Origin of the sequence: Caulobacter segnis (assembly GCF_023935105.1) — a bacterium.
GTDB lineage: Bacteria > Pseudomonadota > Alphaproteobacteria > Caulobacterales > Caulobacteraceae > Caulobacter > Caulobacter segnis_B.
Genome location: NZ_CP096040.1, coordinates 3,137,391 through 3,160,734 on the forward strand (window position 1 = coordinate 3,137,391; position 23,344 = coordinate 3,160,734).

Consider the following 23,344-nt stretch of genomic DNA (forward strand, 5'->3'; position numbering starts at 1 on the left):
CGTCAGAGGAGATCCGTCATGCCCCAGGGCGACAAGAGCAAGTACACCGACAAGCAGGAGCGCAAGGCCGACCACATCGCCGAAGGCTACGAGGCCAAGGGTGTGTCGGAGACGGAGGCCGAACGGCGCGCCTGGGCCACCGTCAACAAGGACGACGGCGGCGGCAAGCAGCCCGGCGGCTCGGGTCGCGGCAAGCACACCGGCCATCCAGCGGCCCACAAGGGCGGCGAAAAAGGCGGCGAGGCCTCGGCCAGCCGCAGCGCGGCGGACCGCTCGGCCTCGGCCAAGAAGGCCGCCGCCACCCGCAAGCGCAACGCCGAGCATCACTCCCGCCACTGAGGGCGAAAAGACCTAGAGGGCGTGGCCGGTCGGCGCGGTGGCGGTGTCGACCCGCGTCCAGGTCTGCGACTTGCACAGGAAGTTGGGCAGCAGGCAGCCCTTGGCCTTCAGCGAGACACGGTCCAGCAGCTTGACCTGGCCCGAGAAGGTCATGTCCAAGTCCGGCACGAAGACGCGGCCCTTCCACTCGTTGGGATCCGTCGCGGAGAAGTCACGCAGCAGCTGCATGCCGACCAGATCCTGGTTGTTCTTCTTCTTCACGTCAGCCCGCGCGTCGGCATTGGCCCAGACGACATAGCCGCAGGTGCGGTTCTCGCAGGGCTTGATCTCGATGTGGACGCTGCCCTTGGGATTGCGCCACACGCCGTAGATGTCGCCCGGCTTCGGCGGCGTGGCGTCGGCGGCCAGCGACGCGCTCGCCGCGCCCAAAAGCGCCAACACCGCTGCCGCCAGGGGCAGCCCGCCCGAAATCCTTCGGCTCATAAAGGGCCCTCTTCCACTCATCGCGCGGCGCACGCCACCGAACGCGCTCAAGGCTAGACGTTCGAGGAGATCAGGTGAAGCCGTCAGAATCGTGGCGAGCGGTGGAGCCGGTCAGTCGAGGGTCAGGCTCTCGACCGGCACAGTCAGCAGATACCCCTGCCCCCGCACCGTTCGAACCAGGCCCTCGCCCCCTTCGACCCGGGCGAGCTTGGCGCGCAGTCGGCTGACGATGACATTGATCTGGCGCTCGCCGTCCGAGCGATCGCCGGTCTTGGGATCCTGCAGCAGGCGAGCGCGCGGCACGATCTGCTGTGGGCTGGCCAGCAAGGCGCTGAGCAGAGTGAACTCGCCCGAGGACAGCTCGACGCTGCGGTCGTAGGGATCGAAAAGCTGTCGGGTGATGATGTTCAGCCGCCAGCCGTCGAAGCGATAGACGTTGGCGCGGTCGTCGTCGCGCTTGAGGCGCATTCCGGCCTGCCGCCGGCGCAGCACCGAGCGGATGCGGGCCAGCAGCTCGCGGGAGCGATAGGGCTTGGCCACATAGTCGTCGGCGCCGATCTCAAGCCCGACCACCACGTCGCTCTCGTCGGCCATGGCGCTGACCACGATCACGCCGGGCTGGGGCTGATGGCTGCGCAGGCGATTGCACACCGAGAAGCCGCCCTCGCCGGGCAGCATGATGTCCAGCACGACCGCGTCGATCGGAACCGTGGTCAGGATCCTGTCCATCTGGCGCGCCGACGACGCCGTGACGACCTCGTACTCGTGCCTGCACAGCAGGTCGTACATTTGCGATCGCGCGGCCTGGTCCGCGTCGAGAAGTAGGATCCTTTGCCGCACGCCCGTTACTCCTTCTGGCACGGGTAAGGCTTAGCTGGGCGGGGCGGCGAAATTACCTTCTGTTTGTATTGCTACATTCGCGATCAAGGCGCGATTGTGGCGGAATTCGCCACAATCCTGACCCGTGTTCTCCGGGGCTAGAACATCGACCGGCCCGAGAAGCGCATGTAGTAGCGGGTCTGCTTCTTGGCCGCTTCCGCCCCGCCCTCCAGGGCCAGGTACGACATGGTCGAGCCCGCGCGGATGGCGAAGCCCAGGGTCGGCGCGCCCTTCTTGTCGGTCACCGAGGTTAGGGTGAACGATTCGCCGCTCCGGAAGCGGGCCACGGTGTCATCGATATTGCCCGAAAGCGTCTTGCGGTAGCCGATGCGGATCTCGGGCCGCCACCAGACCGCCTCGCCGAATTGCGCGCCCAGGACCAGGCCTATATCGCCGCTGAGGTTGCTGAAGCTGCGCGCGTCGCGGATCAGGTCGAAGCCGTCGCCGCCGCCCGTCTCGCTGCGCTTGCCCTCGGAGAAATAGACGTAGTCGAGGCGGCTTTCCGGTCGGACGAAATAGCGGCCCAGCTTCTGCTCGTAGGCGATGCCGGCGAAGGCGTTGGCCATGGCGCCGTTCCAGTGAGCGACATTGGTGGCCGAGGCGTCGGCCTCGCCGTCGCCGTCGACGTCCTCGCTGTAGAAGCTGCGGTCGCCGGTCAGCCAGCCGTAGCCCGCCCCGCCACCCAGATTGAAGCGCCAGCCGCCGACCGAACGGCGCCAGTATAGCCCGGCCTGGACCATCGTATTGACCGTGCGCTCGCCGGCCTTGGCGGTGGTGTCGTGCTCCTCGATATTGACCATGGCCAGGGTCACGCCTAGCGCGCCGCCTGCGTCGCCCATCGCCTCATAGCCGGCCACGAAGCCCAGGGCCTGGGTGTCCGAACCCTGGTCCGAGCCGTCCTCACGCCGGATCATGGTGTTGATCTGCTGGACCCAGACGCTGTCGGGGCCGTAGCGCTCGCCCTGGTCGGGGCGGATCATGGTGGCGGCCGAGATCTGCTGGTTCACCGCCTGCAGGGCCGAGAACATGCCCAGGCCCTGGTCGGGCAGCATCTGGCTGTAGAGGTTGTAGAAACCGTCGCGAGTGCTCTGGTTGAGGAAGGCGCCGGCGATGTCGTCGTTCTTGGACAAGGCCGCGAACACCGCGTCGTACGCGGCGGCCTGATTGGTCGTCATGCCGGCCTCGCTGGCCGTACGGCGTCGGACGTCGATGTTGACGCTATTACCTGACTGGTAGGCGCTGGCGACATAGAGGTACGGCGCGTCGCCCAGCAGGTCCTGGCTGATGTCGCCGGCGGTCAGGGTTCCGGCCCGGATGACCTCGAAGGTCGAGGCCGTGGTCAGCAGGTTGTTGAGCACAAGGCCCAGATTGGTCCCGGTCGCGAGGGTCGCGGTGTCGGCGACGATGCGCGTCCAGGTCCCCGCGGTCGGATCGACGCTGAAGATCAGCTTGCTGCTGGACCCGAGGGTCAGGTTGGTGACCTTCAGGTCGTTGGTGTTGGTCAGGCCCAGGACGCCGTCGCCGATCGTGATGTTTAGACGCCCATCAGTGTCGGACAGGCCCGTCAGCACGTAGCCGCCGCCGTCGATCGTCAGGTTGTCGGCGCCGTCGCCGAACGAGATGTCGCCGATCACCGTGCCGTTCAGGACGTTCAGGGTGTCGTCGCCCGAGCCGAAGCGGATCTTGCCGATGATCGCCGGCTCGTCGGCGTCGTCCACGCCATCGCCGTCCGTGTCGGTGTCGGCCACGCCGTCGTCTCCATCGTCGCCGTCGTTGACGCCGGTCTGGGTGATGGTCACGCCCGTGGTGTTCTTCGAGACGTCGATGGCGATCGACTTGCCGGTGATCGTCTCGTTGGAAGCGTCCGTATCGTCGTCGTCGTCGGTGGCCACGACATAGGCGGCGATCGTCCGGGTGTTGTTGATGGTCGTCAGCGTGCCGGAGTTGTCCAGGATCGCGTAGGACGTGCCCTTCTCGCCTGACACCGTGGCGCTGATCACCCCGTCGTTGTTGAGCACGCTGGTCGCCGCGCCGGAGTCGATGACCAGGGCTCGCGCCGAGTAGTCGCCCTCGGAGATGGTCGTGGCGCTGATCGTCCCCGCGTTCCAGATCGTGTCGGCGATCGCGCCGGCCTTCAGCCGCAGGGCGTTGGTCTGGGCCTCATAGGCCGAGGCGCCGACCGAGCCGGAAATTCGGATGCCGTTGGTGATCAGGGTCTCATAGCCGGCGTCGCCGCCGATCTGAACGCCCGTGGTCTCGACGCCGTCATAGACGCTGGCGGCGCTGACCGAGCCTCTGATGATCAGGCCATAGGCGTCGTCGCCCGTCCCGACCGCGCCGATCGTGACGGTGTTGCTGTTCGAGCCGATCTTCAGCGCCGGCGCGCCGCCGTAGACGCTGATCGAAGCCGAACCTTCCGAGCTGTCGGTGACCCCGTCGCCGTCCTCGTCGTCGCTGGTGTCGTCGTTGGTGTCGGTCGGCGGCGTGTCCAGCAGCACCCCGCCCGTGACGTTGGCCGCGATGTTCACCCCGCCGCCGCCTTCCAGCATGTCGTCGGCGTCCAGCAGCGCCCGGTCGTCCGGATCGCTGTAGCGCGAGGTGACGCGGTAGCCGCTGGAATAGACCGAGCCTTGCAGGACGAAGGCGCCGTCGATGGCGGAATCGACCGCCACGCCGACCGAGCCTTCGCCGGTCACGCTGGTCGAGCCCTCGATCTGGACCTTGCCGGTCACCGGCGCGGCGATGTGGATCCCGTAGCCGCGGTCGCCGGTGACGCTGATCGATCCCGAATGGACCAGATTGCCGACCAGGGGGACCTCGACGCTGATGCCCGCCGAATCCATGCCCTCGATGGTGATCGTGCCGGAATTGGTGATCGTGCCAGTGAAGGCGTCGGTTCCGGTGACGCGGATGCCGTAGCGTCGATAGCCCTTGGCGAAGAGGCCGTCATAGTCGCCGTCGTCGTCGCTGTCCTCGTAGTCGTAGTCTTCGGTCAGGCTGATCGTGCCTTCACTGGTGACCGTTCCGGTGTGCCCGCCGAGCACCAGGACGCCCACCGAATCGTCGACATCGACGCTGGCCAGGCCGCCGTTCATGGTGACGGTGTTGTCGCTGTTCAGCGTGACGATCGCCCCGGACGCGCTCAGGGTTATGACCCCGTCCTCGGTGACCTTGACGTCGTCGGCGCTTCCGCCGTTCGGGCTGGCGGTGGTGATCGCCGTGGTTCGCGAGCTGCTGGTGACCTCGACCTCCGCGAAGGCGTAGCCAGCGTAGAGGAGCATCGGAGCGGCGGCGGCCGTGGCGACGAGGAACTTGCGCGGCATAGGGGACCTTCGAGGACAATCCCCGCAGCCCTAGCGAGCCCGCTTGGCCGCCGCGTGGCTGGCTTGTTTCCCGTCCGCCGCGCCGCGCAACCTGACGCAGCCTTGCGAGATCTTCCGTTATGTTCGGAGACATTCGATCGCCCCAAAGCAAGAAGCCCCCGCCTTTCCGGGGCGAGGGCTTCAGACTATCCGACGAGGCGGAAAGGCTCAGTAGAAGGTCACGTCGTCCAGCTCGAACCACAGCTTGCGGCCAGCGGGACGCGAGCCCGAGACGCCCACTTCCAGGAGGTCCGTCCCGGTCCAGGCGCCCTCGCCTCGGCCCGATCGCTTGAAGTCGGCGAACGGCACCGTGACCTTGCCCCAGGTCTTGTCGGCCGAGACCTTGGCGACCCATGAGCCAGAGACACTGTTGATCGTCACGATGTAAGGGCCGCCGTCGCCGCGCAGGTCGAAGGTCACGCCCTTGAACGCCGAGGCGTCGACGGGTTCGACCGAACCTCGGCTCAGCGGCAGCAGGACGCCGGCGTCCGGCTCGGCCTTCTGGGCCATCTTGGCCGCCACGCTCAGCACGTGGTCGCCGTCGCCCTTGTCGATCGTCTGCAGCACCTCGACGCTGCGGTCGCGGCCGCCGTCGAAGTCGCTGAGGCGCAGGGTGTCCAGGCTGGTCCGGCCGTCGGCGCGTTCGAAGTCGTCGACCAGCGGACCCTTGGCCTTCAGGGTCGGCATGGTCGGCTGGTCGTTGGCGGGCGAGCGCGTCGAGCCGGGCCCGAACACCGCCTTGCCGTCGATGAACACGCGGTCGACCTTGCGGATGTCGGTGATGGTCGTCCACGGCTGGCCGGCGATCAGCACGAAGTCGGCGCGCTTGCCCTTCTCCAGCGTGCCGCGATCGGCCAGCAGGTTCATGGCGCGGGCGCTGGTGGCCGTGCCGGCGATCAAGGCTTCCGACGGGGTCAAGCCGGCTTGGACCAGCAGCTCCATCTCCCGCAGCGTCGAGGCGCCGTGCGGCGTGCCGGGCATGCCGGCGTCGGTGCCCAGGGCGATCGGCACGCCGGCGTCCTTGAGCGTCTTCACGTTGGCCAGGGCGTAGCCGAACTTCTGGACCGCAAGCTTGGCGCGCGGGCTGTTCGGGTCGGCCGGCGGCTTCTGGCCGGGCTTGACCGGTTCGTAGACCGCCAGGGTTGGGGCGTAGTAGGTGCCGTTAGCCTTCAGCTTGGCGACGGTCTCGGCGTCGATCGGCTGGTCCTGCAGGCTGTGGGCGATGATGTCGACGCCGCTGTCGGCCGCGACGGCGCCGCGCTCGACCGTGACGGTGTGCGACAGGACCTTGAGGTTCAGCTTGTGGGCCGAGTCCGTCAGGGCCTTCAGCGTCCAGCCGTCCATGCTGGTGTTGTCCGGGGCCGCGCCATAGCGCCAGCCGTCGGTGAAGGCCTTGATGGCGTCGGGCTTGTACGGGGCCAGGCCCTCGATGGCGGCCTTGGCCGCTTCGGGGGTGTCGACCCAGCGGGTGGTCGCCTCGTCGGCCCAGTCGGCGCCGTGGCCGCCCGGCGTGCTGACCCGGGCCACGAAGTTGACGTGCGGCGTGGTCAGGGTCGACAGCCACTGACGGCGCGGCGCGAAGGACTCCGGCTGCTGGTGGAAGTCGTTCACCGTCGTCACGCCCGAGGCGACATAGGCGTCGGCGATCTTCGGCGTGATGGCCGGCGCGCCGGCGGGGGTCCAGTGGGTGTGGACGTCGAAGAAGCCGGGCGTCACCGCCTCGCCCTTGGCGTCGACGACCCGAGCGCCCCTCGGCGCCTTCACGCCAGGGCCGACGTCGACGATGCGGCCGTCCTGAACCACCAGGGTCCCCTTGTAGGGCGCGGCGCCCGTGCCGTCGAAGATCTGGGCGTTGACGATCGCCAGGGCCGGCGTCGCGGCCTGGGCGGCGGCCATCGGCAGTAGGACGCCGGCGGCGGCGATCAGCGCGCCTCGGGAGCAGGCCTTGAACAGCCGGGACGTCGTGGGGGGAGCGGTCATGAGACGCTTTCCTTCTTGGATACGCATTACAAACCCGCGCTCGGCGCGCAGAACCAGCAGTCTTCCCCGCCGATCGGCATGCCGGGCGGCAGGGTCTCGACCGCGCCGGAACGGGGCGCGGCGAGAGCTTGTTTGGCGGTGGCGTCCTCGCCGAGCAAGGCGCGCGACAGCGCCGCGGCCTGATCACCCTCGGCCCCGCCGCCCTGGTAGGCGGCCAGCGTCTTGCCGAAGGTTCGCAGCGCCGCGTCGATCTGGGCGGCGGCCGTCGGCGACAGGGCCTTGTCGCCCTGGGCCTCGACCAGATCGCCGACCACCCGCGCGCGAATACGGCGACGCAGGTCGCCCAGCCGTCCCTCCGCGCCGCTGGGCGCCACGCCAGCCAGCAGTCGCTCGGTCAACTCGCCAACACCCAGCTGCGCCGGATCGCGGCGGTTCTGCTCGACCACCCGGTTCAGCCGCTGCGGATTGAGCAGCAACGACACGGTCTGGTCGGCGGCCATCTCGGCGGCCGTCGGCAGGTCGAAGACCGAGGGCCCCGAGGTCGGGAAGATCTCGATCTCGTAGGCCTTGTCGCGCACGCCCGACTGGCCCGACGACAACAGGTTCAACAGGGGATCGGGCAGGTCCAGCGTCGCCGGATCGGTGGTCCGCAGCAGGGCGTCCAGCGCCTTGCGCTGGGCGGCCGCCGACGGGATCGACGCGGCCTCATGGCCGTCGCCGCGCACGGCGTAGGCGTAGTCGACGCCGCCGATCAGTTTCACAGCGGCTTCGACCTGGTAGCGGTGGAACAGGTAGATCGGCGCCAATACACGCTTGAGATCCGCCGCCGGGGCGCCCTTGGGCAGGTTGGCCAGGCCGAACTTGCTCAGCGCGATCTTGCGCACGGCCAGCACATGATCCAGCTCGGCGACCGCGTCGGGGCCGTTGTCCCAGAGCGCGCCGTAGGGCTGACCGGACGCCGCCCCGCGCGAGTCCGCGTCGGTGACGAAGCGCAGCCCCTTGGCTTGCGCGTCCCGCGCCAGGCGATCCAGGCGCGCGGGCTCATCCGAGCCGGGCGCGCCTTGCGAGTACAGCCAGTTGATCGCGAAGCGGTCCCAGGCCCCAACGCCCTTGGCGTAGGCGTCGGAGAGGTCCAGGCGATCGCCCTCGATCTTCACCAGCGGCGCCGGGTAGTCCATCACCGAGGCTCGGCCGTAGGTGCTGCCCGCGAAGTTGTGCGCCAGGCCCAGGGTGTGGCCGATCTCGTGCACCGACAGCTGGCGGATGCGGGCCAGGGAAACGTTGAGCGGATCATCGGGACCGCCCTTCCCTGTCTTGTCGGCGCCCACCAGGCCCTCGAAGATCAACCGATCCTGGCGCACGCGCAGCGAGCCCAGCTGGACCACGCCGCGGACGATCTCGCCGGTGCGGGGATCGACCACCGTCGTCCCGGTCGACCAGCCGCGGGTCTGGCGGTGAATCCAGTTGACGACATTGTAGCGCGCATCCATCGGGTCGACGCCCTCGGGCAGCGACTCCACGCGGAAGGCGTCGATATAGCCGGCCTCCTCGAAGGCCTTGGCCCACCAGCGGCCGCCTTCGATCAGGGCGGCGCGGATCGGCTCGGGCGCGCCGCGATCGACGTAGTAGACGATCGGCTTCTTGACCCGCGAGCGGGCGGCGGTCGGGTCGGTCTTCTCCAGCCGGAACCGGCGCGCCAGGCGCTGGACGATCGGCTGGTCCAGCGGCGTGGCGTAGTCGGCGAACAGAACCTGGGCCGAGGTGCCGGTGCGTGGATCCTGCGGCCGTGGGATGAAGCCCGGTCCCGGCAGGCGGATGAAGCTGTGGTGGACGCCGAAGGTCACCGCGCGCCCGTCCGGGACGATTCCGTTGACCTCGGGACCCGGGTCGTCGGCGGTGAAGGTCTGCCGCGTATCGAACTCGAGGTTGTCGGGGAAGACGCCAATGGCCGGCAGGTCGATGTAGCTGAGCGTCGGCGCCAACTTGTAAGCGCCCTGCTTGCCGCGCTTGAGGCCGCTGGCGATGTCGAAGGCGTCGCGCAGCAGGAACGAGGCGATGTCCACGGTGACGCCGCCGTCCGGCGTGTCGGCGATGACGTCGCCGGACCAGACCACCGACGCGGGGAAACTGTCCTGAACGGTCCGGATTTCCTCGGGCGTCCCGCCAACCGCGCGGAAGCCGTAGTTCTCGAACGCGATCAGCACCTTTTTGCCGACGCGCCGGAAGATCAGCACCTGGGTCTCGCCGGTCGCGGCCCGGTCCAGACCCACTGGCGTCGATCCCAGACCGCCGCTCAGGCTTGGCTGGTAGAGAAACCGTCCAGACACCCCGTCGGCGCCCGGCGCCGGCAGGGTGACGACGACGGCGCCCCTGGCCGCGTCGGTCTTCACCGGCAGCAGGCTCGAGGGCGAGGCGGCCGCCGGCGCGGGCGCGCCAGCGGCTTGAGCGAAGGTCGCCGGCGCGGCCGCGAGCACGAGCGCGGCCAGCGCGCTCGAAACCCGCCAGCGCGCCCGTTCAGCGCTGAACTCGTACTTCACGATCCGCCCCCTGTTCCTAGAACGTCTTCTTGACCGAGACGTACCAGTAGCGGGCATAGGGCAGATAGACCGTCCCGTCATAGCCCGCCGAGCTGAGCGGCGGGTCCTTGTCGGTGATGTTCCGAACGCCCAGGCGCAGCTTGGTGTTGGCCGAGGCGAAGTCGTACTCGCCGTACAGGTTGGCGGTGATCTGCGAGTCCACCACCCACGGCGCGCCGGCCGAGTCGATCAGGGCGGTGTCGTTGTACTCGCCGATGTACTGGGTGAAGCCGCCGACGGTCAGCTGCTTGTAGCGCCAGGTCAGCGCGGCCGAGACCTTCCAGTCGGTCTTGCCGTTCTGCTGCAGCAGGTTTCCGCCGCCGGTGATCGTGGTGCCGGCGTTGATCTTGCCCGCGTTACGCGCCGCCAGCAGTTCGGAGATGCCCGGCGAGGGCGACTGGTAGTACTTGATCAGGTGCGCGGCGTTCACGTTCAGGTCGAAGTCGCCGAGCTTGTCCGTCGACAGACGATACATCAGGCCGAGGTCCAGGCCCTCGACGTCCTGCGGCTGCAGGTTGGTGTACTTGTCGTTGACGTACAGCACCTGGCCCGCGGCCGCGAGACCGGTGCCAGCGAAGGCTGCCTGATCGTCGGCCGTCGGCGCGGCGCGGATGACGTTCGGGTTGCTCGAGCCCGACTGGCGCAGCAGGTAGTCCAGGATCAGGGCGTTGCCCTCGCCGAACACCCCGATCAGGCCCTTCTGCTTCACCTTCCAGTAGTCGACGGTGAAGGTCAGGCGACCGTACTCCGACGGGATGAACTTCGGCTCCAGGACCACGCCGTACGAGATGGTCTCGGACTCTTCGGGATTCAGGTCGGGGTTGCCCGCCCGGCGGGCCGTGGTCAGCAGCGAGCGCGAGCAGCCCGAGAACGCGGTGATGCGCTTCGCCCGCAGGTCGGCCTCGCAGAAGGCGTAGTCGGTCCGGGTGTTGGAGCGCGACACCACCGTGGCGTTGATCTGCTCCAGGTTCGGGGCGCGGAAGCCCTTGGCCCACGAGCCGCGGATGCGGAAGCCGTCGACCAGGTCCCAGGCGCCGGCCACCTTGGGCTTGGCCGTGTTGCCGAAGTCGCTGTAGTGCTCGTAGCGGCCAGCCAGTTGCAGATCCAGGCGATGGACCAGCGGGATCGACATCTCGGGCGAGACCAGCGGAACGGCGAACTCGATATAGGTCGAGGCGACCGAGCGGTGACCCTTGGTGTCGGGGTTCATGCTGGAGTTGATCAGGTCGCTCAGCACCGCGCCGCTGATCGGATCGGTGAAGGTGATCGTGCCATCGATGCGCTTGTCGCGGTCGTCCAGCTGGGTCTCGCGACGCACTTCGACGCCCGACGCCACGCCGACGTCGCCGCCCGGCAGGCTGAAGAGGTCGGGCTTGGAGACCTTGAAGTCCCACGAGGCCAGGCTGCTCTTGGTGCGGCGCTTGATCTTGACGCGGATGGCGTCGATCGCCGCTTCGCTGTTGCGCGTGGTGTCCGCGCCGCTGGGGTTGTTGATGTCCGAGCCGTTGAAGACGTTGTAGGCGTCGGGCGTCGACAGGGCCAACTGGGCATAGAGCTTGGTGTTGGAGATGTTGTCGCTGATGTCGTCGGCGGTGGCCTCCGAATAGACCAGGGCCGATTCCCAGTCGAAGCCGAACTTCCGGCCCCGAACGCCGCCCAGCACGCGGTACTGGTCGTTGGTGACGTCGACGTGGGTCAGGCCCAGGTCGGCGAAGGTATAGCCACGCAGGGTCAGCGACAGGCCGCTGGCCGGGACGTTCAGGTTGGGCAGACGGTTGGGATTGGTCGCGCCGTTGGCGAAGGTCACCGGACCGAAGGGGTTCCAGTAGTTGCTGGCCGGGATGCTGATCACGCCCGACGACAGCGTGGCGATCGGCGCCTGCAGGGCGCTGGTCTTGGCGTGATACAGGCCCAGTTCGCCGAAGACGGTAAGGTCGTCGGAGATGTCGTAGTGGCCGGTCAGGAAGACGTTGGTGCGCTTCAGCTCCGGGATCACCGTTGTTCCGAGGGCGGCCGAATTGAAGCGAAGGTCACGGTCGGCGGCCGAGGTGGCGAGCGCGCCGTCGTCGATGCACATGCCGCCGCTGATGTTCAGCTGACAGCCGGCGAACGTCGAAGGCTGGATATGGAAATAGCCAGCGCTGCTGGTCAGGGCCGTCGTCCCCTGACGCACCGTGCCGAAGCTCTGGGGCGTCTGGACGTAGGCCCACGGCGTCGTGGTGCTGCGGCCGTCCAGGCTGGCGGCGCTGTCGAAGCGGGTGCCGGCGAACAGCGGACGGCGATCCAGCGAGGCGGTGTAGTCCTGGTCGGTCGAGCGCATGCTGGTGCGCTGGTCGTAGGAGACGAAGACGCTGACGTTGCCGCGACCGTCGGCGAAGTTCTTCCCGCCGAAGGCGTTGAAATTGTACTCCTTCAGGTTCGTGCCCTCGGCGAAGCCATACTGGGCCGAGGTGGTCAGGCCCTCGACATCGTCGCGCAACACGGTGTTGACCACGCCGGCCACCGCGTCGGCGCCGTAGATGGCCGCCGCGCCGTCGCGCAGCACCTCCAGGCGCTTGAGGCCCGACACCGGGATGGCGCTGGTGTTGTAGGTCAGCACCGGCACCAGGTTGTCATTGGCCTGGCTGGTCGGGTGGGTCACCACGCGGCGGCCGTTCAGCAGGACCAGGGTATTGCCGATGCCCAGGTTGCGCAGGTTCACCGAGCCGACGTCGCCCCGGGCGCTGTTGCTGGTGCCCGGCAGGTACTGGGCGTTGAAGTTCACGTCGCCCATCTGCGGGATCGACCGGAAGAGCTCGTCGCCGGACACGGCGCCAGACGCCCCGATCTGATCCTCGCCGACCACCGTCACCGGCAGCGCCGCGTTGACCTTCGCGCCCTTGATCTGAGAACCGACGACCACGACGGCCTCGATCTCGGTGGGTTCAGCGCCGGCCGGCGGCGTGGTCTGGGCCCAGGCGTGGGCGGCGAAGCTCGCGGCGCACAACGCCGTGGTCGCAAGCACGAGTTTGCGGTGATTGATGATCATGGAAGCCCCTCCAATAACGCGATGCGCGGGCCACCCCCGCCCTGCTCCAGACGAAGCAAGGCATGGCCCGCGCCACACTCCGAACACAAATGGATCGGACGGATGTTAATCCCATCAAACTGGTTGGAATTAAAAGGAGAGTTTTTCTGACAAACGCCGCAGCGATTGTCACAGAAACAACCTCTAGAGAATGGCTTTGCTCAAGAGAAAGGCAAAGATCTTCCCATGTATAAAGGGATTGACGAGGCCAGAAAATGCGCTCTCGCGCGAGCCATCAACCCTGAAACTCATCTCAACTCAACAACAACCCTGCAGGGCGACGGGTCGGGATTACAGCGTTCTTCGAATGCGCCACAATCCCGCCCCCTTTAACGCCCGACCGATCGATCTTGCCGGCGACCCAATTATTTTTTGATCTGGTCGAACTCGATATCGATCTGGATGTCGATGTCATTGCCGATCGCGCCGGCCAGGGTGGTGAAGCCGAAGTCGCGGCGGTCGAATCGGGTGGTGGCGGCGAAGCCCAGCTTGGCGCCGTCGCGTGACTTGCCCACGCCGCCGAAGGTGACGTCCAGCACCACCGGCTTGGTCACGCCCATGAAAGTCAGGTCGCCCGCCACCTTGCCCGAGGTCGGACCACTGAGGCTGACCGACTTGGAGACGAAGGTGATCGTCGGGAACTGGGCCGACTTGAAGAACTTGTCGCCCGCCAGTTCCTCGGCGAACCCGGCCACCGGCGTGACGATCGACTTGGGGTCGATGGTGACCGACAGGCTGGACTGCTCGGGTTTGGCGCCATCCCACTTCAGGGTCCCGTCCAGGCCGTCGAAGCGGAACACACTCTTGGAGACGCCGCCCTGGTGGTCGACGCGGGCGATCAGCGCCGCGTGCCGCTTGTCGAGCGCGTAGTCGCCGCTGGGCGCGGTCGCGGGATTCTTGTCCGGCGCCGCGACCGCGGCGGACGCGGTGAGCAGCGCGAAGCTCGTCGACAGCGCGAGAATGAAAGCCCGAACCATTTGGATCCCTCCGAAGACTAGCACGCGCGCCAACCGCGGCCGCGCCGCCGCATATCGTCAGAATGTTCGCTCGGGCGATATACTCTTTTCTCGCAAGCCCCGCCCTCCTCAGGTCACCCGGAAGGTCGCCGCGCCCCGGCTGGCGGCCCGACCGACGATCAACGCCCCGTCGCGGTGGACGAGATGGCCGCCACCCACCGCCGCGAACGACACCGCCTTGGCGTTGGCCAGGCCCGGCATGCGGCGGAAGCCGGCGGCCCTGGGATCCCCGCCGGCGAGGACGATCCCGACCGCGCCGTTCGCGCCCACGCTCAGCACATGGCCGGGCTTGAGGATCGGCTCCAGGCTTATGGCGCCTCCACCCAGCGGGCTGGAAACCTGGCGAAACTGGGTGGTCGGCAGCGGACCAAAGCCGACCAGGGCTCGGTCCCCGTGATGGCGGAGGAACGCCTCCGGACGATCCAGCGGCGAAAAGCGATCGGGGATGGCCCCCGCCCCGACCGGCACGCCGAAATCAGGCGTCCCGTCGGCCTTGTAGTAGAGGCGTTGCACACGGGTGTGGCGGTTGGGATCGAACAGCGGATCACCCTGGATCTTCTTGTAGTCGCGGCCATGGTAGACGAGGACGTCGCGCCCCTGCTCGTCCACCGTGAACGCGTTGTGGCCGGGCCCCCAGACGCCGGTCTCCTCGGACGAGACGAAGACCGGTTCCGGCGATTTGCGCCAGGCGTCAGGCGACATCAGGTCGGCGCCCTCGTCCGCGCTCAGCAGGCCCAGGCAGTAACGGTCGTCGGTGGCGCTGGCCGAATAGCTGATGAAGACCCTGCCGTTGCGGACCAGGGGCGCGGGCCCTTCGGCGACCTTGAAACCCCGGATCTCCCAATCCAGCGTCGGCAGGGTCAGGCGCGCCGGCGGCGCGGCCAGGGTGGTTGGGCTCGCCAAGGGCGCCAGATAGAGATTGCTGTTGGTCTTTATGCCCGGCTCCTGCTGGGCCCACAGGGCGTAGCGCACGCGCCGGTGGCTGAAGATCGTGGAATCGAGGGTGAAGGTGTCCCAAGGCGTCTGGAACTGGCCGGCCATCTCCCAGCGACCGGTCAGGGCGTCCTTGTCGAGGCAGCGCAGGACATAGGTACGGATGTGGAACGGCTCGCCCGCGTCGCCAGCCGCGAAATACATGTGCCAGCGGCCGTCGATCTCGTGCAGCTCGGGCGCCCAGATATAGCCGCCCAGCTTGCCGGTTTTGGGTCGCCGCCAGATCACCGCCTCGGCGGCGGTGGAGAGCTCGGCCAGCGTGGGCGCGCGGCGGATGGCCAGCCGGTCGTACTCGGGCACGGACGCGGTCATGTAGTACACGCCGTCGCGATGCTTGAAGATCTGGGCGTCGGCGCGCTGGCGCACCAGCGGGTTCGAGGCCGCCGCCGCGGCCCTCGCGGCGAGGGCGCGGCCGCCCACGGTCAGCGGCGCGGCGAGCGCGCCGACGCCGGCCAGCAGGGCTCTGCGCGACGGCGGAAGATCGAAGGTCATCTGCGGCTCCCCATGCGGCGCGATTCAAGCCACACCGTCTCAACCGCCGCGCAGACTGCATCGACCGCGATCCCGGGAAAAGCATTTTGTCAGACAAATGAGCGGAAAGAACGCGACCTACAGAAGGATGATGCCCCGGCGGTGGGCGACGGTGACCGCCTGGGTCCGGTCGGTGACATCCAACTTGGTGAAGATGCTGCGCATATGGCTCTTCACCGTGTCTTCCGACAGCGACAGCAGCCGCGCGATCTCCTTGTTGGCGCGGCCCATGGACACGCTCTTCAGGACGTCGATCTCGCGATCCGTCAGCGGCTCGCCGATCGCGTTGAGCGCGATGTCGTGAGCCACCTGCGGGTTCAGATAGCGGCGGCCGCCGTGGACCGCGCGGATCGTATCGATCAGCTCTCGGCGCAGGCTGCTCTTCAGCAGATAGCCGCTGGCCCCCGCCTTTAGGGCGCGCAACGCCCGGACATCGCCGGCATAGGTCGTCAGGACGATGATCCTGGCCTCGGGCGCGGCGGACCGGATCTCGCCGATGGCGTCGACGCCGTCCATGCCCGGCATCTGCAGGTCCATCAGCACGACGTCGGGGGATAGGCGCGCGAAGGCCTCGACGGCCTCGGCGCCGTCCTTGGCCTCGCCGACGACGGTGATGTCGGCCTCGGCGTCCAGCACGGCGGCGACGCCTTCGCGCAGCAGCGGATGATCGTCGACGATCAGGACCGAGATGCTGTCGCTCACCGCTTCGCCTCCTGCCCGGCCGACCACGGCCGCAACCACGCCCAGCGGGCCGCCGGACGCGTCGCATAGGCCACATTGGCCGGCGCGACCAGCTCGACCTCGGTTCCTCGCCCCGGCGCGCTGCGGATCGTCAGAGTCCCACGGATCTTGCGGGCCCGCTCGCGCATGCCGGCCAGACCGAAGTGCCCTTCCCGCCCGCCGGCTTCCAGAATGGCCGGCTCGACGCCAACGCCGTCGTCATGGACGCTGACCCGCAATCGGCGCGGCTCGAACGCCACGACCACGTCGATCTTGGTGGCGCGGGCGTGACGATGGGCGTTGAACAAGGCCTCGATGACCACCCGCTCGATCTCGTCGGCGACCAGCGGATGCAGATCCGCCGCCCGCCCCTGGGCCATGACGACGGTCTCGGTCGAGCCCGGTGAGCGCATGGTCTCCGCCACCTCGGTCAGGGTCGCGACCAGGTCCCCGGCCGCACCGGACCTCAGGCTGCGCACACGGTCTCGGGCCTCGACGACCACGTCCTCGGCGCGATCCAGGGCGCGCTCCAGCTGGTCGCGGGCCGGCAGCTCGGGCGGCACCTGGCGGGTCGCCGACTGGAACTTCAGGATCAGTCCCTGGACGCCCTGCAGCAGGGTGTCATGCAGCTCGCGCGCGATGCGTTCGCGCTCGGCCATCCGCTCGCGGAGACCCGCCTGCAGACGCTCGCTCATGTTCCGCATCCGCCAATGATATGCGCCCGTCAGCAGGCCCGCCGCCACGCCCGCGCACAGCAGCAGGAACAGGCGGCTCTGGAACAGGGTCGGCGGCAGCTCCAGGGTCAGGCTGGCGCCCTGTTCATTCCAGACGCCGTCGTTGTTGGCCGCCCGCACGCGGAACACGTACTTGCCGGGCTTGAGGTTGGTGTAGAAAGCCTGCCGCCGCGCGCCGGCTTCCACCCAGTCGGTGTCGACGCCTTCCAGGCGATAACGGAAGCGCACCCGTTCGGGGATGGCCAGGCTGAGCGCGGCATAGTCGATCTCGACCGTCTTCGCGCCCCGAGGCAGGACGAGCGACGTCGGGCCGTCGGTGCGCACACCGTCCACGACGATGCTTCGGATCGTGACGGGCGGCGGAACGGTGTTGACGGGCAAGCGCGCCGGGTCGAGCCAGGCGATCCCGGTCGTCGTGGCGATCCAGATCCGACCATCACCGCCGACGGCCAGATCGGAGCGATACTTGTAGGACGCCGGCCCGGGCAGCCCGTCCTTCAGATCGAAGATCCGCGCGGGCAGCGGCGCCCTCGGATCCTGGAAGGCGCGCTCCAGGTCGGCGTTCTGCATCCTGACGAGGCCTGCGGCGCCCAATAGCCAGGTCTCACGATCGGTTTGCGCCATGCCATGGCTGAAGCCGATGAACGGGAAGCGGTCGCGGGAGATGAATTGGGTTCGATCGTCCTGGAAACGGGTCAGGCCACGATCGCTGCCCGACAATACGCCCAGCGGACCATCGGCCATGGGCATGGTGCCGCCGCGCATGGGACGGGGCGGTGTCGTGATCGTCCGCACATCCGGCCCGTCGATCAGCACCGCGCCGCGCCCGCCGTCAGCCACGATCCGGCCGCGCCAGTCGGACGCCAAGGCCGTGATCGCCAGGCCCAGAGGCTTGGGCAGAGAGGCGGTCCACTCCCGACCGTCATAGCGCAGAAGACCCGCCATGAAACCGGCCGCCCAAAGCGCGCCATGAGCGTCGTGGACGCAGGCGGAGGCATAGAGGTTCGGGAAATTCGGTCGCGGCGCCGGCCTGAGCTTGCCGTCCGCGATGTGGACGAACCGGTCTCCCAGCCCGACCCAAAGTCCGCCATCGGCCGCGTCGCACATGGTGCTGACGGGACCGAGGTCGCGAACAAAGGGCTTCAGCGGTCCGCCTGGAAGCGCCCGGTACAGCGTCGTCGAGTCGCTGACATAGACAACGCCGCGCGCGTCCGCGAACACAACGTAGCCGTACGGCGAACTGGCCGGCACTACCGGCTCGCTAACCAGGCTGGCGGGCCGAAAACGGTCCAGCCCGCGTATCGTCGCCACCCAGATGTTGCTCTCGCGGTCCTCGAAGACCGCATAGGCCATGGCGGAGCTGAGGCCCTGCGCGACCGAGAAGGTCTCGGGTCCGGGCGAGTTCGAGCGCCCCGCCTGGGCCGTCCGGATGCGGAACACGCCATCCGGATGCTGAGCGCCCCAGAGGTTCTGGTCGCGATCGATCAGGATGCGGGTGATACGGCTGCGGCTCGGATATGGAAGCTCCGCCGCCGCCCCGTCGATCACTCGCGTCCCGCGCGCGTCGGACGCCCAGATGCGCCCCTGACCATCCTGAGCAAGGCCGATCCCTTCGGCCAGGTCCGAGCGGATCACCTTGAAGCGCGCTTCCCCGGGCGACAGCCGCGCGACGTGGTGATCGGTCGCCACCCACACCGTCCCATCCCGCGCGACCAGTATGTCGCTCAGATCCTGGTCGGGCAGTCCCGTGATGTCGTCGACCGGTCGCCACGCCCCCTTGGCGAAGCGCGCCAGATGGACCTTGGGATTGGTCGTCGCCGCCCAGATCGTCCCGTCCCGCCCCTCGGCCATGCGGATCGTGACCGCGCGGAAGATCTTCGGATCATAGACGAGACGGAAGCGCCCGTGCTCGTAGACCGCGATCCCGCCGGACTCGTAGCCCGCCCAAAGCGCGCCCGACCGGGTCACCATCAGGCTGACCACCCGGTCGGCCATGCTGTACGCCGGTCGGGGCGGCCGCATGGGCTCGAAGGTCATCCCGTCGAACCGATAGAGGCCCAGCGGCGTACCGAGCCACAGATAGCCATCCGCCGTCTGGGCGATCACCTCGACACTGCTGGGCGCGCCGTCCTCGACGGTCCAACGGGTGTGCTTGTACTGGCCGATGGCGCGCTGCGGATCCAGCGCCCAGGCTGGCCCCGCCAGGAACGCGGCGGCCAGCAAAGCCGCGCAGCCGATCCTTGCAAAGCCACTCACCATGGGGGTCCTTCGATCACCGCCCGCCTGCCTAACCGCGGGCGTGCCGTCGTCTCAATATCGAGCGGGCTAGGCCAGGCCCACCCTTTTGGCGATCGCCAGCGCCTTTCAGGTGGGCGCTGGTCGCCCATCAGTGTCAGCTTCGTCTAACCCGCCCGAGATTTACGCGTCGTCGGGCGCGCGCCACGCTCCCGCCAACCAAGAAAAGAACGCCGGCAGGATCTTCCACGACGACTCGCCAGGCGGGTCGCCCTCCCCTGAGCGCTGCGTCCGTTTCATTCAAGATTTCCACTCTCTGCGGGGCTTCAAAGGTGACCGACCACAACCCTATCGACACGCGCGCGACGCGGCGGCGTGTTCTCGTCGCCGGCGCGGGCGCCGCGGCCCTCGCGGCCTTGCCCTCCGTTTCCTCGGCGCTGGCCAATCCAGCGTCGTCCACCCAAGACAAAGGATCTCACGTCATGAGCAGCGGCTTCGTCACCACCAAGGACGGCGTCCAGATCTACTACAAGGACTGGGGTCCCAAGGACGCCCAGCCGATCGTGTTCCACCACGGCTGGCCGCTGTCGGCCGACGACTGGGACAACCAGATGATGTTCTTCCTGCTGAAGGGCTATCGCGTCATCGCCCATGACCGCCGAGGTCATGGCCGCTCGACCCAGACCGACAGCGGCAACGAGATGGACACCTACGCCGCCGACGTCATCGCCCTGGCCGACCAACTGGACCTGAAGAACGCCTTCCACGTCGGCCACTCGACCGGCGGCGGCGAGGTCGCCCACTACGTCGCCCGCGCCAAGCCGGGCCGCGTGGGCAAGGCCGTGCTGGTCGGGGCGGTCACGCCGATCATGCTGAAGACCCCGGCCAATCCGATCGGCCTGCCGATGGAGGTCTTCGACGGCTTCCGTAACGGCACGGCGTTCAATCGCGCCCAGTTCTTCCGCGATGTCGCCGCCGGTCCGTTCTACGGCTTCAACCGTCCCGGCGCGAAGGTCTCCGAGGGGATCATTGACAACTGGTGGCGCCAAGGCATGCAGGCGGGCGTCAAGCCGCTCTACGACTGCGTGAAGGCCTTCTCGGAAACCGACTTCACCGAGGATCTCAAGAAGATCGACGTGCCGGTGCTGGTGCTGCACGGCGAGGATGACCAGGTCGTGCCGATCGACGCCGCGGCGCGCCAGGCGATCAAGCTGCTCAAGCACGGCAAGCTGATCACCTATCCGGGCTTCCCGCACGGCATGGCGACCACCGAAGCCGACACGATCAACGCCGACCTCCTGGCCTTCTTCAAGGCCTAGGGTCGGCTGTGGTGATGCGCCCGCCGGGCGCATCACCACCTCCTCGACATCGCCATTTTGGAAACGATGGATTTCCATCATTTCCATTTCTGAGCACACCGATAGAGGCCAAACTCTCCTCATCGGATCAAACGCGGCGGTCGAACCGGCCCGCCCAACCCAGGAAAAACGGAGCCAAGTCATGACCTTGCAAGCCAAGGCCGCCCCCGGCGCGCGCCTGCTCACCCCCACCGATCACACCCTGATCATGATCGACTTCCAGTCGCAGATGGCCTTCGCCACCAAGTCGATCGACGCCAGCCTGCTGCGCGCCAACGCGGCCCTGGTCGCCAGCGCCGCAGCCGGCTTCGGCGTCTCGACAATCCTGACGACCGTCGCCGAGAAGAGCTTCTCGGGCCCGATGTTCTCGGAGGTCACCGATCCCTTCCCCGGCAAGGCGCTGCTGGACCGCACCTCGATGAACACCTGGGAGGACCAGGCGGTGATCGACGAGGTCAACGCCATCGGCAAGAAGCGGATCGTGCTGGCTGGCCTGTGGACTGGTGTCTGCATCGTCGGTCCAGCGCTTTCGGCCATCGACCAGGGCTTCGAGGTCTTCGTGATCACCGACGCCAGCGGCGACATCTCGACCGAAGCGCACGAGCGCGCCGTGACCCGCATGGTCCAGGCCGGCGCCCAGCCGATGACCGCCCTGCAGTACCTGCTGGAAATGCAGCGCGATTGGGCCCGCGGCGAAACCTACGACATGACCACCGGCGTGGCCCGCAAGTTCGGCGGCGCCTATGGCCTAGGCATCACCTACGCCAAGACGATGTTCAACGCGTCCGAAGGCCACTGACAATCTCCGGGCGAGGCGTCAGCCTCGCCCGACTTGCGCCGGAGCGTGGCGATGAAACCCTATCTGTTGTCCATCGGTGTCGGCCTGCTGGTCGGGGTGATCTATTCCCTGTTGGGGGTGCGATCGCCGGCGCCGCCGGCCATCGCCCTGCTGGGTCTACTTGGCATGCTGCTGGGCGAACAGGCGGTTCCGATCGCCAAGCGCCTGCTGACCAGGGCGCCCGTCGTGGCCTATCTCAAGACACCCGACTGCGCCGGCCAGGTTCTTGGCCCTCAGGCCGTCGCGGGCGAGGGTCCAGACCCGGAGGGAAAGCAGGCATGACCTTCAACCACCGCTCCCTCGATCGTCGACAAGCCGTCGCCCTCGGCGCGGCCCTCCTCTCCAGTTCCGCTTTCGCCCAGCCTCGGAGGCCCGGCTCCATGACCGACCTGCTCCTCATCAACGGCAAGTTCACGACTCTCGATCGCGGCAATCCGCGCGCCGACGCCGCCCTGATCCGCGATGGCAAGTTCGCCGCCGTCGGTGAAGAACGCGACGTCCGCGCCGCCGCCGGGCCCAACCCGACGATCATCGACCTGAAGGGTCGCCGCGTGATCCCCGGGCTGATCGACAGCCACATGCACATCATTCGTGGCGGGCTGAACTACAACATGGAACTGCGCTGGGACGGCGTGCCGACCCTGGCCGACGCCATGGCCATGCTGAAGAAACAGGCCGCCAATACCCCGCCGCCCCAGTGGGTGCGCGTCGTCGGCGGCTTCACCGAGCACCAGTTCGTCGAGAAGCGCCTGCCAACCCTGGACGAGATCAACGCCGCCGCGCCCGAGACGCCGGTGTTCATCCTCCATCTTTACGACCGCGCGCTGCTCAACCGCGCCGCCCTGCGCGCCGTCGGCTACACCAAGGACACGCCCAATCCGCCGGGCGGCGAGATCCAGCGCGACGCCTCGGGCGAGCCGACCGGCCTGCTGCTGGCCCAGCCCAACGCGACGATTCTCTACGCCACCCTGGCCAAGGGCCCGAAGCTGCCGGAAGAGTACCAGCTCAACTCCACCCGCCACTTCATGCGCGAGATGAACCGCCTGGGCGTGACCGGGGTGATCGACGCCGGCGGCGGCTTCCAGAACTATCCCGACGACTATGCGATCATCGAGAAGCTGCACATCGATGACCAGCTGACCCTGCGCATCAGCTACAACCTGTTCACCCAGAAGCCGAAGGCCGAGCTGTCGGACTTCCAGTCGTGGTCCAAGCAGGTCAAGCCGGGTCAGGGCGATGACAAGTATCGCCACAACGGCGCGGGTGAGATGCTGGTCTACAGCGCCGCCGACTTCGAGGACTTCCGGGTCGAGCGGCCCGAGATGCCGGCCAACATGGAAACCGACCTGGAGCCGGTGATCCGCCACCTCGCCGAGAACCGCTGGCCCTGGCGCCTGCACGCCACCTATGACGAGACCATCAGCCGAGCGCTGGATGTCTACGAGAAGGTCAACAAGGACGTCCCGTTCGACGGCCTGCACTGGTTCTTCGACCACGCCGAGACCATCAGCGATCGCAACATCGACCGCATCGCGGCCCTGGGCGGCGGCATCGCCGTTCAGCACCGGATGGCCTATCAGGGCGAGTACTTCATGGAGCGCTATGGGGCCAAGGCCGCCGAGGCGACCCCGCCAATCGGCAAGATGCTGAAAGCTGGCATCCCCGTCGGAGCCGGCACCGACGCCACACGAGTGGCCAGCTACAACCCGTGGGTCTCGCTGAATTGGCTGGTGACCGGCAAGACGGTGGGCGGCACACGCCTTTATCCGCCGGCCAACCGCGTCGACCGCGAGGAGGCCCTGCGCCTGTGGACCACCGCCAACACCTGGTTCTCGAACGAGGAAGGCAAGAAGGGCCAGATCGCCGTCGGCCAGCTGGCGGACCTGGCGGTGCTCAGTGACGACTACATGACCGTGACCGAGGACGAGATCCCGCACCTGTCGTCGGTGCTAACCTTGCTGGGCGGCAAGGTCGTCCATGGCGAGGGCGACTTCACCAAGCTGGCCCCGGTGCTGCCGCCGCCCATGCCCGACTGGTCGCCGGTGCGGACCTTCGGCGGTTATCAGGATCGCTCGCGCGGCCATGCCCGGGCCCTGGCGTCCGCCTGCGGCTGCGCCAGCAGCTGCAATGTCCACGGCCACGATCACGCTTCCGCCTACACGCGGGAAGCGCCGACGTCCGACGCGCGCTCGTTCTGGGGCGCGATGGGCTGCGGCTGCTGGGCGGTGTGACC

At 68.0% G+C, this 23,344-nt stretch carries 15 protein-coding genes; 5 read left to right on the plus strand and 10 right to left on the minus strand.

The features are described 5' to 3' along the window. The first annotated feature begins 18 nt into the window (after positions 1-18). Positions 19-339, plus strand: coding sequence for a plasmid stabilization protein (locus tag MZV50_RS14830; protein ID WP_252629950.1), 321 nt, complete (start codon positions 19-21; stop codon positions 337-339). 12 nt (positions 340-351) lie between these two features. Here MZV50_RS14830 and MZV50_RS14835 read toward each other — a convergent pair whose 3' ends face one another. The 10 genes from MZV50_RS14835 to MZV50_RS14880 form a co-directional block, all read right to left on the minus strand. Continuing rightward, positions 352-822, minus strand: coding sequence for a DUF2147 domain-containing protein (locus MZV50_RS14835; RefSeq protein ID WP_252629952.1), 471 nt, complete (start codon positions 820-822; stop codon positions 352-354). Between the two features lie 111 nt (positions 823-933). Then, positions 934-1,662 (minus strand): response regulator transcription factor, encoded by a 729-nt coding sequence (locus MZV50_RS14840; protein WP_252629954.1) that lies wholly within the window; start codon positions 1,660-1,662, stop codon positions 934-936. 137 nt (positions 1,663-1,799) lie between these two features. Continuing rightward, positions 1,800-5,024, minus strand: a complete 3,225-nt coding sequence (locus MZV50_RS14845; protein ID WP_252629955.1) for an autotransporter outer membrane beta-barrel domain-containing protein — start codon at positions 5,022-5,024, stop codon at positions 1,800-1,802. A 207-nt stretch (positions 5,025-5,231) separates the two neighbouring features. Further along, entirely contained in the window at positions 5,232-7,043 is a 1,812-nt protein-coding gene (locus MZV50_RS14850; protein ID WP_252629956.1) for a CIA30 family protein, read from the minus strand. A 26-nt stretch (positions 7,044-7,069) separates the two neighbouring features. Further along, positions 7,070-9,580: a zinc-dependent metalloprotease gene (locus tag MZV50_RS14855; protein WP_252629957.1), complete on the minus strand. Its 2,511-nt coding sequence runs from the start codon at positions 9,578-9,580 to the stop codon at positions 7,070-7,072. Positions 9,581-9,596: 16 nt separating this feature from the next. Next, a complete protein-coding gene (locus MZV50_RS14860; RefSeq protein WP_252629959.1) occupies positions 9,597-12,647 on the minus strand; it encodes a TonB-dependent receptor domain-containing protein in 3,051 nt (1,016 codons plus the stop codon). 404 nt (positions 12,648-13,051) lie between these two features. Next, a complete protein-coding gene (locus MZV50_RS14865) occupies positions 13,052-13,663 on the minus strand; it encodes a YceI family protein (RefSeq protein ID WP_252629960.1) in 612 nt (203 codons plus the stop codon). A 108-nt stretch (positions 13,664-13,771) separates the two neighbouring features. After that, positions 13,772-15,187: a family 43 glycosylhydrolase gene (locus tag MZV50_RS14870; protein ID WP_252629962.1), complete on the minus strand. Its 1,416-nt coding sequence runs from the start codon at positions 15,185-15,187 to the stop codon at positions 13,772-13,774. A gap of 117 nt (positions 15,188-15,304) precedes the next feature. Further along, a complete protein-coding gene (locus tag MZV50_RS14875; protein ID WP_252629964.1) occupies positions 15,305-15,928 on the minus strand; it encodes a response regulator in 624 nt (207 codons plus the stop codon). Further along, a complete protein-coding gene (locus tag MZV50_RS14880) occupies positions 15,925-18,939 on the minus strand; it encodes a sensor histidine kinase (protein ID WP_252629966.1) in 3,015 nt (1,004 codons plus the stop codon). The genes MZV50_RS14875 and MZV50_RS14880 overlap by 4 nt, the downstream gene beginning before the upstream one ends. A gap of 458 nt (positions 18,940-19,397) precedes the next feature. On the opposite strand from MZV50_RS14880, the gene MZV50_RS14885 reads away from it, so the two are divergent. From MZV50_RS14885 to MZV50_RS14900, 4 genes are all read left to right on the plus strand, one after another. After that, positions 19,398-20,234: an alpha/beta fold hydrolase gene (locus MZV50_RS14885; protein WP_252629967.1), complete on the plus strand. Its 837-nt coding sequence runs from the start codon at positions 19,398-19,400 to the stop codon at positions 20,232-20,234. Positions 20,235-20,415: 181 nt separating this feature from the next. Then, a complete protein-coding gene (locus tag MZV50_RS14890; RefSeq protein WP_252629969.1) occupies positions 20,416-21,072 on the plus strand; it encodes a hydrolase in 657 nt (218 codons plus the stop codon). A gap of 51 nt (positions 21,073-21,123) precedes the next feature. Then, positions 21,124-21,393: a DUF1427 family protein gene (locus tag MZV50_RS14895; protein ID WP_252629970.1), complete on the plus strand. Its 270-nt coding sequence runs from the start codon at positions 21,124-21,126 to the stop codon at positions 21,391-21,393. Positions 21,394-21,491: 98 nt separating this feature from the next. Continuing rightward, positions 21,492-23,342, plus strand: a complete 1,851-nt coding sequence (locus MZV50_RS14900; protein ID WP_252629972.1) for an amidohydrolase — start codon at positions 21,492-21,494, stop codon at positions 23,340-23,342. Positions 23,343-23,344 lie beyond the last annotated feature (2 nt).